The organism is Paenibacillus daejeonensis DSM 15491, from assembly GCF_000378385.1.
GTDB lineage: Bacteria > Bacillota > Bacilli > Paenibacillales > Paenibacillaceae > Paenibacillus_D > Paenibacillus_D daejeonensis.
In genome coordinates this window covers 152,144-166,109 of the sequence record NZ_KB899660.1, presented here as the reverse complement: position 1 = coordinate 166,109, position 13,966 = coordinate 152,144, and the positions used below count along the sequence as shown (strand labels likewise).

Sequence of the window (13,966 nt, the reverse complement as noted above, 5' to 3'; positions counted from 1 at the left end):
CCGGAGTTCGTACAAACATAAGTTCCGAAAAACATCTGTTCGCAGATATTTATGGAGAAAGAACAAATGTTCTTAAAAATGCTTGACTCCAAACAAGTGTTCGTGATAACCTCGTAACAGAACAAATGTTTGGAGTGATGAGAAATGATCATGCAGACAACTTCGTACCGGAGCATACACGTATCCAATAGAAATCAGAGACAGTCGAACCCTTCACGTTGGCGCAGGCTCTCTGTCAGTATACTGCCTAAGGTTGCAGTCATCGCTGTAGTGATCGCTATACTGATGTCTGGCGTTCTGCTAGTTGATTCTTACGCGAATCCTGCTACGTATGAGCCGTTGGCGCATGAGACGATGGTGATTGTATCCTCGGGGGATACCCTCTGGTCAATCGCCAAGACTCACATGCCGGAGAATATGGACGTTCGTGAAGCGATCTATTTGTTACAGTCACGTAACGGGATTTCCAACTCATCTCTGGTCTCTGGACAGAGCCTAATCATACCTTTCTAAACGAATGTCATCCTAACAATACTAGGATTTCTCCTTATCTATATTTTAAGCTGACCAGCACCTCTATTCATTCATGGATAGATGGTGCTCTTCGGCTTGTTTTCGTTATCTTGACAATACACGTTGCCTAATGTCAAAGTAGAGAGTGGAATTGAAACGTGTGACCACGTAGGAGGCAAGCGAAGCATGGAAATGGAACAACTGATTGCCCGTATTAATGAACTATCCCGCAAACATAAGCAAATCGGGTTGACCGAGGAAGAGACCGCGGAACGGGCGAAGTTAAGACAGCAGTACCTGGAGATTTTCAAGCGCAATTTCCGCAACCAATTGGATGCAATCGAGATCGTGGATGGGGACGAAGAAACGAACCCCGAGGATCCCGAGCAAGGCAACGGAAAGCTGCGTCACTGAAGGCTTGCCTTCAGTCTTACATACGGGGAGGAGACTGAGGATGAACATGCGGCTATTGGGAAGAAGCGGACTGGCGGTATCGGAGCTTTGTCTGGGCACGATGACCTTCGGCAATACCACATCGGAGGCGGACTCCATCCGAATGATTCACCGTTTCCTGGACAAAGGCGGTAACTTCTTGGATACGGCGAATGTCTATGTAGACGGCCGTTCGGAAGAAATCGTAGGCAAGGCGATTCAGGATCGTCGTTCTGAAGTGGTGCTCGCTACCAAGGTAAGAATGAAAACATCTGACGATGTAAATGGAGCAGGTCTCTCACGCAAGCATATTCTGGACGGGGTCCATGACAGTTTGAGACGGCTGAACACCGATTATATCGATCTGTACCAGGTTCATACATGGGACCATGCAACACCGATCGAGGAAACGCTGCGCACCCTGGACGATCTGGTCACTTCCGGCAAGGTGAGGTATATCGGCTGCTCCAACTTCTTTGCCTGGCAGCTTATGAAATCGCTGGCAGTTAGTGAGAAGAACCAGTATGTACGGTTCGTATCGATTCAGCCGCAGTATAGTCTCGTCAGTCGCGAGATGGACCGAGAGATGATCTCGCTCTGTCTGGAAGAGAATGTCGGGATTATTCCTTGGGCACCGGTAGGCGGGGGATTCCTGACGGGGCGGTACACGCGTGAGGAACCTACCTCTGGCCGCTTGACTGCCAAGGCTGGCGAGAGCTCCTGGGAGCTGCGCGCGACCGATAAGAACTTTGCGATTCTCGATCTCGTGCGGAATGCGGCAGACGAGCTGGGGCGCACGCCGGCCCAGATTTCTCTGAACTGGCTGCTGCAGCGGGAGGGCATTACTTCACCGATCTTTGGTGCCAGCACACTGGAGCAGTTCGAGGACAATATGGGGGCAATCGGCTGGACCATGCCGGAGGCGATCTGGGACAAGCTCAACGAGGCGAGCAAGCTGCCTTCGGAATATCCGAATCGCTTTATTGCCAAGTTTCGTCGGCCGATTTAACTATTTGAGGGAGGAACAGGCATGTCCCGATCATGGGAAAGGCAGGTTCGCAAGAACACATCTGCCGTAACGAAGTACAACAAAAAACGTGGGGTAGGCAGCTACGTACCGAAGGAAACCCGGGTGGACCGATTCCGCGGACGCAACTATATATTGCCGATAGCTATCCTGCTGTTCATTGCGTTTTACACGTATCTTGGTACATTGCCCGGAAGCGAGGCTGCAGGCGGCCAAACGATGTCCGGATTATTCTGGGTGACGATCGTCTGTTATATTATTCTGGCGATGCTGTTTTTCTTCCGGCGTCCGTATCTGGCGGTTGCCCATAACTATGTGCAGACACGCAAGATGACGGGTGACAAGCGAATTGCTTCAGAAGGCATCAAGCGCATCCAGATCTTCAAGGGCCACATCATTATCGAGCAGCATAAAGGGGCAAACTGGATGTTCTCGAAAACACTGAATCGCTTCCCGATTCATGAAATGGCAGATCGTCTACGCGAATTCGCCAAGGACCATCAAATTGCCATTCAGGAAAACGATTAAATCGCACCATATGATAAAAGGGGATTTAAGAAATCATGAACAAAACGGCAGTATTATTTGATCTGGATGACACGTTGCTCTGGGATGACCGGAGTGTCAAGGAAGCGTTCGAAGCAACCTGTGAAGCAGCCGCTGAGCGCACAGGCGTGAATAGCGAAGAGTTGGAGACTGCGGTACGGCGCGAGGCTCGTGCACTGTATGAGTCTTACGACACCTACGCCTTTACCTCCATGATCGGCATCAACCCGTTCGAAGGTCTATGGGCAGACTTCCGTGAAGGCGAGCAAGCAGAATTTCGTCAGCTGGAGCAGCTGGCGCCAGGCTATCGCAAGGCCGCTTGGACGGCAGGACTGCTTGCGCTTGGCGTCGACGATGCAGAGCTGGGTGCTGAGCTGGCAGAGAGATTCCCAGCGGAACGCCGCAAGCGTCCGTACATCTACGACGAGACATTCGAAGTGCTGGATGCGCTACAGGGCAAGTACAAGCTGCTGCTTCTGACCAATGGCTCTCCTGATCTCCAGCGCGAGAAGCTGGCCGGTGTACCGAAGATTGCACCGTACTTCGACCACATTATCATCTCGGGTGAATTCGGACAGGGCAAGCCTGCTGGAGCCATCTTCCTGCATGCGCTCGAACGGCTCGGTATCGACCCTGAATCGGGTATCATGGTTGGCGACAAGCTGACGACTGATATCAAAGGGGCGAACAGCATCGGCATGACAAGCGTGTGGGTGAATCGGCATGGCATGCAGCGCTCAGACGAAATCGTACCCGATCATGAAGTAACGAATTTGAAAGAGCTGCTGGAGCTGCTGGAGCCGGCAGTCAATAGCCAGGCCTAGTACCCTGGCAAGTCACGGGGTACAAGAGTTCCTGGAATACCTGTAATGACGCAGGGAGCGCAGTCTGCTCCGCGACTTCATGACAAAAGAGCGACCCGGCAGGTTCCGGAATCGCTCTTTTGTTGTCTTTAAGCACAAAGGTACGCTAATGGCCACAGAGGCGCTTATTTTGGCTTTTTTGAGGGTCTTGCATATCTAACGGCCACAGGCGCAGTTATTGGCATCAAAACATAGGGAAAGCGGCGTTTTGACGCAAGATAGGTGCTTATATGGCCGTTACAATTTTGTAGGCTCAATTTTAGGCAAAATAGCTGCGGTGGTGGCCGTTAGAGTCTGAACATACTGTTTGAGGAATGCGCTAGTAGCGGTAGCGACCATAAGACGGTGCGTCTGGTCTACAGTGATGTGCGAGCCATGTTGTCTTCGTCTCTATATACGGGATACGGGATCTCGCTCGCGCAGCAAGCCCCGGCACGAGGCGTGCCGGGGCTAGATTGAATAATGCGAGTATTAGGCCTTCTGGAATGCCGGATCATCGTATGCATGAGCAATCCAGCCTTCAGTTTCAATGAACAAACGTACAGCTACGATCTGACGGTTGTCCATCAGGGTGAAGAAGTGCGGCTTGTGCTCCGGTACGGAGATGACATCGCCAGCTTCCAGTTCAACATCAAAGTAGCCGACATCGTCCGTTCCTTTGATGATGAAGATTCCGCGTCCAGCTGTGATTGCACGAACTTCGTCTTCGGTATGGGTGTGCACCTGTTCGAATTTCTTGAGCAACGTGTCGAGGTCAGGTGTCGCATCGGATAGTGCGATGATGTCCCAAGTCAGATAGCCACGACGAGAAGCCAAATCCTTAATATCTGCATCAAATGTAGAGAGGATTTGTTGTTTTTCTTCGTCAGTCAATACAAATTTATCTTTCAATTCGGCCGGCAGCTTGCCTGCATCCCAATGCTCGTACAAGACTTCCTGGCTGGTCAGGAACTCGCGCACCTGATCCTCACCTTTAATGCGTTCCTGTGTGTTGCGAATAACTATTTCAGCCATTCTAATCCCTCTTTTCCAATCGAAATTAAAATCGAATGCTCTTATTATAGACCAAATGTAACGTGCTGTCGACTGGATTAGCCTTTTCATGCGTTGTCGATTCTGGTAGACTATTGCTTAACTGATTTTGGCGAATGGAGCTATGCGAACTAATGACAAAACCGAACTTAAAAGACCTCATGAAAGAGCGCATCCTGATTCTGGACGGTGCGATGGGAACGATGATACAGCAGGCGGACCTGCAAGCCGACGATTTCGGCGGTGAAGAGCTGGATGGCTGTAATGAGATGCTGGTACTGACACGTCCAGATCTAATTCAGGATATCCATGAGGCTTACCTCGAAGCAGGCGCAGATATTCTCGAAACCAACACATTTGGCGCGACCAGTGTCGTGCTCTTGGAGTATGACATTCCCGAGAAAGCCAGAGAGATTAATCTGGCAGCAGCGGCGCTGGCCAAGGCGGCAGCTGATAAATATTCGACCCCGGAGCGGCCGCGCTATGTCGCTGGAGCCCTGGGACCTACAACGAAGACCTTGTCTGTTACGGGCGGGGTTACGTTCGACGAGCTGGTGGACAGCTACTACGAGCAGACGCTGGCTCTGATCGAGGGCGGCGTCGATGCCATCCTCTTGGAGACTTCACAGGATACGCTGAACGTTAAGGCTGGCAGCATTGGTATTCGCAAGGCGTTCGAGACATTGGGCACAGAGCTGCCTATTATGATCTCCGGTACCATTGAACCGATGGGTACGACGCTTGCCGGTCAGAATATCGAGGCGTTCTATGTCTCGCTGGAGCATCTGCAGCCGGTCTCGATTGGTCTGAACTGTGCGACCGGTCCGGAATTCATGCGTGACCATATCCGGACACTTTCAGGCATTGCACGCACCGCAGTCAGCTGTTATCCCAATGCAGGTCTGCCCGACGAGAACGGACAGTATCATGAATCGCCGGAATCGCTGGCGCGCAAGCTTGCCGGGTTTGCTGAGCAGGGCTGGCTGAACATTGCCGGTGGTTGCTGTGGCACGACGCCGGACCACATCCGTGCTATGAAGGAGACGCTGGATGCTTTCGTACCGCGTGCCATTGCGGGCGATCACCCGCCGGCAGTGTCCGGTATTGATCCCGTATTCATTGAAGCGGATAATCGTCCAATTATGGTCGGTGAGCGTACGAATATTTCCGGATCGCGCAAGTTCAAGCGACTGATCAAGGAAGGCAAGTTTGAGGAAGCCTCCGAGGTGGCCAGAGCCCAGGTGAAGAACGGCGCACATGTTATTGATATCAATCTGCAGGATACGGATGTAGATGAAGCTTATGCGATGGAGACCTTCCTGCAGGAAGTGGTCAAAAAAGTCAAAGTCCCACTCGTTATTGACTCGACATACGACCACATTATCGAGCTGGGCCTCAAATATTCGCAGGGCAAGGCGATTATTAACTCCATTAACCTAGAGGATGGGGAATCCAAATTCGAGGCCATTGTGCCGCTCATTCATAAGTATGGCGCTTCTGTTGTCTGTATCCTGATTGACGAGCGGGGCCAGGCTGTCTCTCGCGAGGCGAAGATGGAGGTAGCGGAACGTTCCTACAACCTGCTGGTGCACAAGTATGGGATTGCGGAAGAGGATATTATCTTCGACCCCAACATGTTCCCGGTTGGTTCCGGTGACCCGCAATACATCGGCTCTGCGGTAGAGACGATCGAAGGCATCCGGATGATTAAGGAAAAGTATCCGAAGGTCATGACGATTCTCGGCCTCAGTAACATTTCTTTTGGTCTGCCTGATGCGGGCCGTGAGGTACTGAACTCTGTCTACCTTTACCATTGCACCAAAGCCGGGCTGGATTATGCCATCGTCAACACGGAGAAGCTGGAGCGTTATGCCTCGATTTCCGAAGAGGAGCGCCGACTCGCTGAGGAGCTCATTTTCAATACCAATGATGAGACGCTGGCGGCTTTTGTTGCCTTTTTCCGCGAGAAGAAGGTTGACAAAAAAGAGAAAATCTCTACGCTGACGCTGGAAGAACGTCTGGGCTCTTATGTCGTTGAAGGAACAAAAGAGGGGCTCATTCCTGACCTGACTGAAGCGTTGAACAAATATGCGCCATTGGACATTATCAACGGACCGCTTATGAAAGGTATGGAAGAGGTCGGCCGTTTGTTCAACAACAACGAGCTGATCGTTGCTGAAGTGCTGCAAAGCGCTGAAGTTATGAAGGCCTCGGTAGCCTTCCTGGAGCAATATATGGAGAAGAACGAATCGTCTGTCAAAGGCAAGATTATCTTGGCAACAGTAAAAGGTGACGTTCACGATATCGGCAAGAACCTTGTCGAAATCATTCTCTCCAACAACGGCTACAAAATTATTAACCTTGGCATCAAGGTGCCGCCGGAGCAATTGATTGAAGCATACCGCAAGGAGCCTGCTGATGCGATCGGTCTCTCCGGTCTGCTCGTCAAGTCGGCTCAGCAAATGGTTATTACGGCTCAGGATATGCGGAATGCTGGCATTGCTGCTCCGATTCTCGTTGGCGGCGCGGCACTGACCCGCAAGTTCACGAAGAACCGCATCGGTCCGGAATACGATGGCCTGGTGCTGTATGCCAAGGATGCGATGGACGGTCTGGATATTGCCAACAAGCTGATGAACCCGGAGCATCGCCGGGGGATGGAGGAAGAACTTGCGGCCTTCAAGGCATCGGGCGGCGTAGAGGTGGAGGAGAAGAAGGAGCTGCCGAAGCTGACGCGCGCCGTCCGCTCGAAGATTTCTCCGGACGCTCCAATCTTCACACCACCGGATCTGGAGCGGCATGTGCTGCGTGAGATTCCAATTAATCAGATCATTCCGTACGTGAATATGCAGATGCTGCTGGGGCATCATCTGGGTGTCAGAGGCAATGTTGATCAGTTAATTGCCAAGGGTGACCAGAAAGTGATTCAGCTCAAGGAAACAGTGGATGAGCTGCTGAAGGAAGCAGCCACTGAAGGGACATTGCATGCTAATGCCATGTATCGCTTCTTCCCGGCTCAGGGGTCAGGCAACGACATCATCATCTACGATCCGGCTGATCCTTCCAAGGAGATCAAGCGGTTCTCGTTCCCTCGCCAGCAGGTCGAGCCGCATCTCTGTCTGGCTGACTTCTTGAAGTCAGTGGACAGTGGACAGATGGATTATGTAGGCTTCCTCGTCGTTACGGCCGGTCAAGGCGTAAGGGAGCGGGCCACGATTCTCAAGGACAATGGCGACTACTTGCGGTCGCATGCCTTGCAGGCTGTTGCTCTGGAAGTGGCGGAAGGTCTGGCCGAGCGCGTCCACCATATGATGCGGGATGTATGGGGCTATCCAGATCCACCAGAGATGACTATGAAGCAGCGGCTTGGTGCTCGTTATCAGGGCATCCGCGTATCATTTGGCTATCCGGCCTGCCCGGATTTGGAAGATCAGCAGCCACTGTTCGAATTGATGCAGCCGGAGGATATCGGGATCGAGTTGACCGAGGGCTTTATGATGGAGCCAGAGGCCTCAGTATCGGCAATGGTATTTGCACATCCGGAGGCACAATATTTCAACGTCGAAAAAGTGTAGCGGCCTGGCTTTATCCGGGTTGCTCCCAACAAGCCGTCTAGCCCGTCCATGCATTGCACGGACCTAGGGCTATGACCGGCAGACCCCGCCGGGCGCAACAGCCCGGCGGGGTCTTGTTGTCGGAGCGACGGATGCCATACATGATTGGAAATATTCGCGGTTATGTCCTGGGCAATGAAGGCTGGGCAATATAAATTATTTTCCGGGAAAGCGCAGGAGTCGACAAGTTCGGACGTGAACGACCGAAATGCGGCCTTCTGCAAACGACCGTTCGCGGCTGTTCGACAAGAACGGGATTGCGGAGCGAACATGCATTCTGTAGAATAATAGATAACAAGAAATAAACGAAAGGGGAGAACGAGCGATGAACCGATGGACAGGCAAGGCATCCAGTCTGGAGGATTGGCTGGATCATGTGCGTACGCAGCGGGAAATCATGGAAAACGTGACGCACTGGCATACGATACCGCCCCGCGACGCGCGGACGGCACCGCTGCCCGCCGATCTGGATCCTCGTCTGGCGGCTGCGCTGCAGAAGCGCGGCATCGGGGAGCTGTTCACCCATCAGCGGGATGCTTACGCTGCAGTGCGTGCAGGCTCCCATGTCGTAGCGGTCACGCCAACGGCATCGGGCAAGACCATGTGTTACAATCTGCCGGTGCTGCAATCCCTGCTGGAGCGGGATAGCGGCCGGGCACTCTACTTATTTCCCACCAAGGCATTGGCCCAGGACCAGGTAGCTGAGCTGCAGGAGCTGGCCGACGTGATGGAGGTGGATATTAAAACCCACACGTATGACGGTGACACTCCGCCGACCGTCCGGACCGCGATTCGCAATGCAGGGCACATCGTCGTTACCAATCCGGATATGCTGCATTCCGCGATTCTGCCGCATCACACCAAATGGGTCAAGCTATTTGAAAACGTGAGGTATATTGTGATCGACGAGCTGCATGCCTACCGGGGCGTCTTCGGAAGCCATGTAGCCAATGTCATTCGCCGTCTGAAGCGAATCTGCACGTTCTATGGCTCCTCACCGCAATTCATATGCGCGTCTGCTACGATTGATAATCCTGGCGAGCATGCGGAGCGACTGATCGGCGAGCAAGTGACGCTGGTGGACAACAACGGCGCCCCTGCGGGGGAAAAGCATTTTGTGTTCTACAATCCGCCGGTGGTCAATAAGCAGCTCGGCATCCGGCGCAGCAGCGTGCTGGAAACGCAGCGGCTGGCAGCCTTGCTGCTCAAGCAGGGTGTTCAGACGATCGTATTTGCTCGCAGCCGCGTTCGTGTTGAGATTTTGCTCACGTATCTGCAGGAGCTGGTCCGCCGCGAGTTCGGCACGAAGACGATTCGCGGCTACCGTGGCGGGTATTTGCCCAAGCTGCGCCGGGAGATTGAGAAGGGCTTGCGCAGCGGGGAGATCCGCGGTGTGGTGAGTACAAATGCACTGGAGCTGGGGATCGACATCGGCCAGCTGCAGGCATGCGTGCTTAACGGGTATCCCGGAACCATCGCCAGCACCTGGCAACAATCGGGTCGTGCCGGTCGGCGCCAGGGTAGTGCCGTGACGTTCATGGTCGCCAGCAGCAACCCGCTGGATCAATATATTATTCAGCACCCGGACTTTTTCTTTAACCGGCCACCGGAGCGTGCACTCATTCATCCCGATAATCTACTCATTCTGATTGACCATATTAAATGTGCGGCGTACGAGCTGCCCTTCGAGGAAGGCGATACCTTCGGAGGCGAATCGCTGCGCGATATGCTGGAATACCTGACAGAGGCCCAAGTGCTGACGCAGTCAGGCAGCCGCTGGTACTGGATGGAGCAGTCCTTCCCGGCCCACGGCATCTCGCTGCGCTCTGCGGCACAGGAAAATGTGGTCATTATCGATATGACGCTGCCCGAGCATCGCGTACTGGGTGAGGTCGACCGGTTCAGTGCGCCGACACTGGTGCACGAGGAAGCCATTTACTTGCATGAAGGTGTGCAGTACCAGGTGGAGAAGCTCGATTATCACGAGAAAAAAGCGTACGTCCGCGAGGTAGATGTCGATTATTTTACCGACGCTAACATGGCGGTCGAGCTCAAGGTGCTGCATGTAGATAAGGAGTCCAGGTTCGGCGAGCTGCTGCGGCAGTTCGGGGATGTCACGGTCAATGCCAAGGCGACGATCTTCAAAAAGATTCGGATGCGGACGCACGAGAATATCGGCTCCGGACCGATTCATCTGCCGGAGGAGGAGCTGCACACGAGCTCCTACTGGTTCTCCTTCAATGAAGAGGCCGCCGCCCGCAAGACTACAGATGAGATGCAATCGGCTTTGCTGGGTCTCGCCAATGTGCTCGTTCACATCGCGCCGCTCTATCTGATGTGCGATCCGTTGGATATTCGCGTGGTCCCGCAGGTCAAGGCCGTGCACTCCAAGCTGCCGACAATTTTCTTCTATGATCGCTACCCCGGTGGCATTGGGCTCAGTGAACGGCTCTACGACGTCCATGACGAGCTGATGCGCCAGGCTCGCGATCATATTACCTCCTGCACCTGTCTAAGTGGCTGTCCTGCCTGTGTTGGCCCAATCGAGGAGGTCGGCTTGCTAGGCAAGCAGCAGGCGCTGGAACTTCTCGGAGAGGCAGGTGAGGGGCAATGAGCGGTTTACGAGACCGGATGAACCGGCTCTTGGGTGCTGCGTCACCAGAGCCGAAGACTCAGGATAACAGACCCGAAGATGAGTCAGCTGATAGCGCTGGCTCAACTACAGAAGGCCTTGCTGGAGCCGAACGGGAGTCGGCTGCAACTGTAGAGGTCATACAGGAACCGGCCGTAGCACCGACCGCAGATGCTTCAGCTCCCAACGAACATCCGCTGGAGCCAGGCTGGGAAGCGCTTGGCGTCGAGATGCTCGCACATGAGGGTGAGTTTTTCTTGCGGCGGCGCCTGCGTTATCCGCTGCATTACGCACACGGCGATCAGCAATTATCGGAGCTGCATAGCAGCGTGCCTGAACTAGCAGCGTTTCACCCTGGCCTACCCGCCCCAAGGCCGGAGGATCTCTTATTCCTGGACCTCGAGACCACAGGCTTGGGAGCTGGAACCGGTACGATTCCGTTTATGGTAGGTATGGGTTATATGGAGGAGTCGTGCTTCGTCATTGAGCAGCTCTTCATCCGTCATCCCGCAGAGGAGCGGGCCATGCTGGGATATCTGCACGGCTGGCTGCAGAACAGGCGATATCTGGCTACCTATAATGGCAAAACCTTCGACTGGCCAGCCCTCTCCGGCCGTTATGTCATGCATGGGTATCGCGAGGGGCTGCCTGTGCCATTGCATTTTGACTTTCTGCATCCCTCACGCAGCTTATGGCGTCAGACCCTGGATTCCTGCAAGCTTAGCCGCGTGGAGGAAGCGCGACTCGGCATCCGGCGAGAGGACGATGTACCAGGATCTATGGCACCGGCACTCTACTATCAGTACCTGGCGGACCGCGATCCGCAGCCGCTCGAGGCTGTCTTCCGGCATAACGAGATCGACATGCTCTCCCTGGCGGCACTGGCCATCCGTTATGGCAAGCTGCTGAGCGGTGCGCTCGGTGGGGAGCTTCCTTACCCGCAGCAGCCAGAGGAGCTGCTGCGTACCGGATTATGGCTGGAGAAGATGGGCAGAACGGAAGATGCAGAGATTCTCTACACACGTCTGATGGACCCTGCAGTCCTGCCAGGAGACTGGTGCCTGCCGCTCGCTGCCAGAGACAAGAAGGTTGGTAATTGGGAGCGTGCTGTGGTATTGTGGCAGAAGGCCGCCGAGGCAGCGGAGCAGTCCGCCAGCGCGGTTACAGAAGCGCATATTGAGCTGGCTATGTACCATGAGCATCGGAGCAAGGATTTGCCGATGGCGCTGTATTATGCCAAGCTTGCTTTTGCCATGTCGGGAGCCCGCGAGGAGTCCCGCAAAGGCCGTAAGCAGCAGGATCGCGAAGTAATACGCAAACGCTTAGAACGGCTGCTCACCAAAGTGGAAAGGAACAAACAACGATGACTACCATTCAATTTGCCTTCACAGGCTTTGGCAATATTGCAAAAACCCATATGACCGCTCTGCGGACGATGCCCATTATTAAACCGTTGCCGCTGCTGCCGGTACTGGACACACTGGTCACGCGCCAGCCGGATCGGCATCGCGCCCAGGCAGAAGCGATTGGATTTCGCCGGGTGACAGATTCGGTTCAAGAAGCAGTGGCAGACGATCAAGTCCACGTGCTGGATATCTGTACACCCAACAGCCGTCATTATGAGGACGTTATGGCGGCACTGCCGCAAGGGAAGGGCATCTACTGCGAGAAACCGATTACGGATACGTACGCGAATTCGGCACAGCTGTTGGAGGAAGCCAAGCGATATCCCGGACTCGCGGAGCAGCTGGCCTTCACCTTCCGGTACCATCCGGCTGTGATGCGCATTCGCTCCATCCTGGCCGAAGGCATGGTGGGCGATATTCTACAATGCAGTATCTCGTACCGGCGTTCCGGATATCTTGATCCGCAGCGGCCGATGAGCTGGCGCTTGCAAGGCGGGCTGTCAGGCGGCGGTGCAACGAGTGATCTTGCCGTGCATGCCCTGGATATGATTCGGCACTGGTTTGGTGATTACCAGCAAGTAACCGGACAAGCTCGTGCTCACGTCAAAACAAGGCCCGAATCTGCAGGCTCCACGATACATGTACCATCTGAAGTGGATGATTGGGCGATGATGCAGTACACGACAGAATCCGGTGTCAGCGGCACGGTCGAAGTATCGCGAATTGCACTAGGCTCCGAGGCTTTTGAGATTCGTATCGTCGGAACGCATGGCAGCATGACAGCCGACCTGGAACGCGATCAAATGCCGACGGTTCATCTCGTGAGAGGCTCCGTTCCTATTCTGCCTGTTCCCGATTCGCTGGAGCTGTTGCCAGGCGACAAGGCAACGATGGGCATTGCGGTCGATACACATTTTGCTGCGCTATATCATTACATACAACGTTATGCCGGGGAGGACCGTTATCCCGAGCTTGCGCCGCGTCTGGCTGACGGACTTCATGTGGAATATTGGATTGACCGTGTCTTGCGCAGCAGTGCCGAGGAGCAGACACGATGACATCGACGGCACAGCTGCCTAGCCCGGCCGGTCTGCTCATCGATCTTGACGGAACCATCTATCATGGCGGTCGCATGATTGAAGGGGCGGATGAATGGATCGCGTCCTTGATTGCGAGAGGGGTTCCTCATCTGTTTGTTACCAACAACTCGACGGTTAACCCTCAGACCTTTGCGGCGAGGCTTCAAGCCATGGGTATCCCGGCTGAACCGGAGCAAGTGTGCACCTCAGCGCAAGCGGCGGCATCGTATATAGCGTTGGAGCAGCCAGGAGCAGCCGTATTCGTCATTGGCGAAGACGGTCTTCGCGAGGCAGTGACAACTGCAGGACTACGAGTGGTTGAATCAGATGCAGATGTCGTGCTGCAGGGACTGGACCGGAATCTGAGCTACGAGAGTCTGACGCGAGCCGTGCGATTGATTCATAGCGGTGCGCGTTATGTGCTAACCAATCCGGATTTGCTGCTTCCTGTGGAAGACGGCGTGATTCCGGGGTCAGGTTCGATCTCGGCTCTCCTGCAAGCGGCTGGCGGACAGAAGCCGGTTGTGATCGGCAAGCCATCCGGCATTCTGGTGAACTATGCTCTGGATCGCATGGGGACCACGGCCGAACAGACCTGGATGGTGGGCGATAACCTGTTGACGGATATCGCAGCCGGCGTGGGAGCAGGCTGTCCGACGGCGCTGGTGCTGACGGGCATTACGAATCAAGACAATTTGGCGTCCTATGTAGAGCAAGCGGGCGTACGGCCCGATGTCATATTTGAGAATCTTCACGAGCTGCAGACGTATATTTCGGAGCGGCTCGGGAGATAAGAGAAGCTAACGACGAGGACAGGAAGGA

Annotated in this window: 11 protein-coding genes; 10 read left to right on the top strand and 1 reads right to left on the bottom strand. The window is 54.3% G+C overall.

Annotated features, from left to right (window positions below):
- Window positions 1-144: 144 nt before the first annotated feature.
- The 5 genes from F556_RS38535 to F556_RS0107555 all read left to right on the top strand — a co-directional run bounded on the left by F556_RS38535 (window position 145) and on the right by F556_RS0107555 (window position 3,342).
- A complete protein-coding gene (locus tag F556_RS38535; protein ID WP_020616319.1) occupies window positions 145-513 on the top strand; it encodes a LysM peptidoglycan-binding domain-containing protein in 369 nt (122 codons plus the stop codon).
- Between the two features lie 186 nt (window positions 514-699).
- Entirely contained in the window at window positions 700-927 is a 228-nt protein-coding gene (locus F556_RS0107570; protein WP_020616318.1) for a DUF896 domain-containing protein, read from the top strand.
- 40 nt (window positions 928-967) lie between these two features.
- Window positions 968-1,954, top strand: a complete 987-nt coding sequence (locus tag F556_RS0107565; RefSeq protein WP_020616317.1) for an aldo/keto reductase — start codon at window positions 968-970, stop codon at window positions 1,952-1,954.
- Window positions 1,955-1,975: 21 nt separating this feature from the next.
- Entirely contained in the window at window positions 1,976-2,500 is a 525-nt protein-coding gene (locus F556_RS0107560; RefSeq protein ID WP_020616316.1) for a hypothetical protein, read from the top strand.
- Between the two features lie 35 nt (window positions 2,501-2,535).
- Window positions 2,536-3,342 (top strand): HAD family hydrolase, encoded by an 807-nt coding sequence (locus F556_RS0107555; protein ID WP_020616315.1) that lies wholly within the window; start codon window positions 2,536-2,538, stop codon window positions 3,340-3,342.
- A gap of 510 nt (window positions 3,343-3,852) precedes the next feature.
- On the opposite strand, the gene F556_RS0107550 is transcribed toward F556_RS0107555, so the two are convergent.
- Window positions 3,853-4,395, bottom strand: coding sequence for a 1,2-dihydroxy-3-keto-5-methylthiopentene dioxygenase (locus F556_RS0107550; protein ID WP_020616314.1), 543 nt, complete (start codon window positions 4,393-4,395; stop codon window positions 3,853-3,855).
- Window positions 4,396-4,547: 152 nt separating this feature from the next.
- On the opposite strand from F556_RS0107550, the gene metH reads away from it, so the two are divergent.
- The 5 genes from metH to F556_RS0107525 all read left to right on the top strand — a co-directional run bounded on the left by metH (window position 4,548) and on the right by F556_RS0107525 (window position 13,938).
- Window positions 4,548-7,988, top strand: a complete 3,441-nt coding sequence (gene metH / locus F556_RS0107545) for a methionine synthase (RefSeq protein ID WP_020616313.1) — start codon at window positions 4,548-4,550, stop codon at window positions 7,986-7,988.
- A 364-nt stretch (window positions 7,989-8,352) separates the two neighbouring features.
- On the top strand, window positions 8,353-10,641 hold the full coding sequence (locus tag F556_RS0107540; RefSeq protein WP_020616312.1) for a DEAD/DEAH box helicase: 2,289 nt from the start codon (window positions 8,353-8,355) through the stop codon (window positions 10,639-10,641).
- Complete coding sequence (locus F556_RS33475; protein WP_020616311.1) at window positions 10,638-12,026, top strand: ribonuclease H-like domain-containing protein; 1,389 nt, start codon at window positions 10,638-10,640, stop codon at window positions 12,024-12,026. The genes F556_RS0107540 and F556_RS33475 overlap by 4 nt, the downstream gene beginning before the upstream one ends.
- Window positions 12,023-13,123 carry a Gfo/Idh/MocA family protein gene (locus tag F556_RS0107530; RefSeq protein ID WP_020616310.1) on the top strand — a complete coding sequence of 367 codons (1,101 nt, stop codon included), beginning with the start codon at window positions 12,023-12,025 and terminating at the stop codon, window positions 13,121-13,123. The genes F556_RS33475 and F556_RS0107530 overlap by 4 nt, the downstream gene beginning before the upstream one ends.
- Window positions 13,120-13,938, top strand: a complete 819-nt coding sequence (locus F556_RS0107525; RefSeq protein WP_020616309.1) for a TIGR01457 family HAD-type hydrolase — start codon at window positions 13,120-13,122, stop codon at window positions 13,936-13,938. Before F556_RS0107530 ends, F556_RS0107525 begins: the two co-directional genes overlap by 4 nt.
- Window positions 13,939-13,966: the final 28 nt, after the last annotated feature.

Bases quoted from the DNA above. Each gene is read 5' to 3' on its own strand.
- F556_RS0107555 (WP_020616315.1), top strand. From the start codon at position 2,536: ATGAACAAAACGGCAGTATTATTTGATCTGGATGACACGTTGCTCTGG.
- F556_RS33475 (WP_020616311.1), top strand. From the start codon at position 10,638: ATGAGCGGTTTACGAGACCGGATGAACCGGCTCTTGGGTGCTGCGTCA.
- metH (WP_020616313.1), top strand. From the start codon at position 4,548: ATGACAAAACCGAACTTAAAAGACCTCATGAAAGAGCGCATCCTGATT.
- F556_RS0107550 (WP_020616314.1), bottom strand. From the start codon at position 4,395: ATGGCTGAAATAGTTATTCGCAACACACAGGAACGCATTAAAGGTGAG.
- F556_RS0107540 (WP_020616312.1), top strand. From the start codon at position 8,353: ATGAACCGATGGACAGGCAAGGCATCCAGTCTGGAGGATTGGCTGGAT.
- F556_RS0107570 (WP_020616318.1), top strand. From the start codon at position 700: ATGGAAATGGAACAACTGATTGCCCGTATTAATGAACTATCCCGCAAA.
- F556_RS0107565 (WP_020616317.1), top strand. From the start codon at position 968: ATGAACATGCGGCTATTGGGAAGAAGCGGACTGGCGGTATCGGAGCTT.
- F556_RS0107530 (WP_020616310.1), top strand. From the start codon at position 12,023: ATGACTACCATTCAATTTGCCTTCACAGGCTTTGGCAATATTGCAAAA.
- F556_RS0107560 (WP_020616316.1), top strand. From the start codon at position 1,976: ATGTCCCGATCATGGGAAAGGCAGGTTCGCAAGAACACATCTGCCGTA.
- F556_RS0107525 (WP_020616309.1), top strand. From the start codon at position 13,120: ATGACATCGACGGCACAGCTGCCTAGCCCGGCCGGTCTGCTCATCGAT.
- F556_RS38535 (WP_020616319.1), top strand. From the start codon at position 145: ATGATCATGCAGACAACTTCGTACCGGAGCATACACGTATCCAATAGA.